A 2,355-nucleotide genomic window follows, 5' to 3' on the forward strand; every position below is an offset into this window, starting at 1 on the left:
CTGGATAAGGCAAAGGGTATCATTGACAGCATGATTTCTGCCAATTCGCCGGAAGTAGATACGATCAGCGGCGCGACCTTCTCCTCGACGGGTATTAAAACAGCAGTAGAACAGGCATTGGAGGACGCAGCATAATGGAAACGCAAACATCACAAAAAACGGCTGCAAAGAAAAAGCCAGTCAATCCGATGCAGCGCGTCAAGCTGCGCCGCCGTGTGCGCGCCGTGATTCAGCTGATTTTCTTCCTGCTGGCACCGTCTGTATACACATCCTGCTTTTCCGGTATCAAGGAAATGGCAACGGCAATTGGTGCAAAAGATCCGATTTCCTATAGCTCTTTCTTTACGACACTGATTGTGCTATGCATGTATACGATTATTTTCGGCAGATTTTTCTGCGGATACGCCTGCGCGTTTGGCGCGTTTGGTGATGCCGTGTATGAGCTGTCGCAGTTCATTCAGAAAAAAGCCAAGAAGAAGCTGCCAAAGATTCCAGATCATCTGACCGGCTATTTGCAGAAAATCAAGTATTTGATTTTGCTCGCTATCATCATTTTGTGTGCGGCGGGCGTCTATGATAAGCTGCCGGGATGGAGCCCGTGGGATGTGTTCTCGATGCTCACAGCACCGCGTGCGATTCCGGCGGGATATGTGATTGCTATCGTCCTTCTGCTCGCTATTATTGTTGGCATGGCACTGAAAGAACGCTTTTTCTGCCAGTTCCTGTGCCCGATGGGCGCGATTTTCGCACTGCTTCCGGTTGTTGGACGGTATACGCGCAATCGCCCGAACTGCATCAATCGCTGTTCGGCGTGCTCAAAGAATTGTCCGGTTTCCGTGGAGACCGATGAGGATAATATTCGCATGGGCGAGTGTATCTCCTGCGGCAAGTGCAGCGATGTGTGCCCGCGCCGCAACATCAGCTATGCCAATGGCCGCGTACAGGACGGCAATGCGCCGATTCCGGTTGTAGTCAAAGCAGTGATTTTGTTCGCTGTTTGTCTGGCACTCGGCTTGATTCGCAGTTTCTTCTAAATCATCAAAAAAAGCTCCCATTGGGAGCTTTTTTCGCGTTATGATTGTTTTTTCGGTATCAAACAGTTGAGAATACCGGATTCCTGTACGAATTTGTCATTTGCAGTGATATATCCCTTGATGTTCGGACGGAAGCCGGAATGGGTGAGCTGATCTTCATACCGCCAAATTGTGGCGAGTGGAATTTGAATTTGCTCAGAAGGATTGTTGCTGTCGTACTGGAAGAATACATTTTCATTGTCTGCGTTGTCAAACAGCAGGTGTGTGATGTGCTTTTCCGGGAACTGGCGGGAGAGCTGTGCGGTCACAAGGTATCGTACCATTTCAAGAGTCAAATCATCTAAACCGCATTCTAAGATGCGGATGCGCTCGAAGAAACCGAGGAGTGTGTGTTCCAGACGCAGCTTGTAGTCGGGAACGAATGGCGTGGCCGCAGGCTCTTTGTCGCTGGGCTGAAAGGAAACGAGAAATTTCTTTTCGTCATTGCTGTAAATACAGGTGTAGGCAGCAAGAACACGCGTGCCGCAGTGCGGACAGGTTTGCAGGAACATAGAACCGTTCATGATTTTTTCGCGGAGTTCCGGCTGCTTTTGCGCATGGATAACGTTCCATTGCTCCATTTCAAAGGGAGTGCCGCAATCAGGACAGGTGATGGATACGGTATTTGGCTTGGACATGGGAAATCCCTCCTGTACACGGGAATTAAGATGGTTCTAGTATACCACAAAATATCGTGCGTTGGGTAAAAGTATGGTATAATTTGAACAAAAACAACGAGGAGGCTATCTATGAATACCTTGAGCTTGGTACATGCACATTTACAATCGTGGATTCATCCGGGCGATTTTGTCATTGACGCGACGGCGGGCAACGGAAAGGACACGGAGTTTTTATGCGGGCTGGTCGGACGGAAAGGCAAAGTTCTTGCGTTTGACATTCAGGAGCAAGCGGTAGCGAACACCAGACAACGATTGCAGGAGCATGGCTGGTCGGATGTCGGAGAAGTGGTGCTCGACAGTCATGCCAATATGGGCAAGTATGCACAAGAAAACAGCGTTGACTGCATTGTATTTAATCTCGGCTGGCTGCCGGGCGGCGATCATACCATCTTTACGCACGCGGACAGCACGATTGCGGCAATTGAAGCTGGTCTCAAGCTGCTGCGCAAAGATGGCGTGATGTGCGTGAGCATTTATTACGGCGGAGCAAGCGGCTATGAGGAGCGGGATGCCCTGCTGGAATACGTCAAGACGATAGATCCGGCACAGTATACGGTTCTCGTCACGCAGTTTGCCAATCGGGCGGGCGATCCGCCGATTCC

Annotated in this window: 4 protein-coding genes; 3 read left to right on the forward strand and 1 reads right to left on the reverse strand. The window is 50.0% G+C overall.

The genetic code is table 11. The annotated features are described in order from the left end of the window. Window positions 1-30 precede the first annotated feature (30 nt). Together ACR0P9_RS11170 and ACR0P9_RS11175 are read left to right on the forward strand one after the other, a co-directional pair. Complete coding sequence (locus ACR0P9_RS11170) at window positions 31-135, forward strand: FMN-binding protein (protein ID WP_432620166.1); 105 nt, start codon at window positions 31-33, stop codon at window positions 133-135. Then, entirely contained in the window at window positions 135-1,034 is a 900-nt protein-coding gene (locus ACR0P9_RS11175) for a 4Fe-4S binding protein (RefSeq protein ID WP_432620160.1), read from the forward strand. The genes ACR0P9_RS11170 and ACR0P9_RS11175 overlap by 1 nt, the downstream gene beginning before the upstream one ends. A gap of 38 nt (window positions 1,035-1,072) precedes the next feature. Here ACR0P9_RS11175 and ACR0P9_RS11180 read toward each other — a convergent pair whose 3' ends face one another. After that, window positions 1,073-1,711 carry a CpXC domain-containing protein gene (locus tag ACR0P9_RS11180; protein WP_432620162.1) on the reverse strand — a complete coding sequence of 213 codons (639 nt, stop codon included), beginning with the start codon at window positions 1,709-1,711 and terminating at the stop codon, window positions 1,073-1,075. A 111-nt stretch (window positions 1,712-1,822) separates the two neighbouring features. On the opposite strand from ACR0P9_RS11180, the gene ACR0P9_RS11185 reads away from it, so the two are divergent. Further along, a partial coding sequence (locus tag ACR0P9_RS11185) for a tRNA (mnm(5)s(2)U34)-methyltransferase (RefSeq protein WP_432620164.1) occupies window positions 1,823-2,355 on the forward strand: 533 nt, incomplete at its 3' end.

Origin of the sequence: Butyricicoccus sp. (assembly GCF_050872565.1) — a bacterium.
In the GTDB taxonomy this organism is placed as follows: Bacteria; Bacillota; Clostridia; order Oscillospirales; family Butyricicoccaceae; genus Butyricicoccus_A.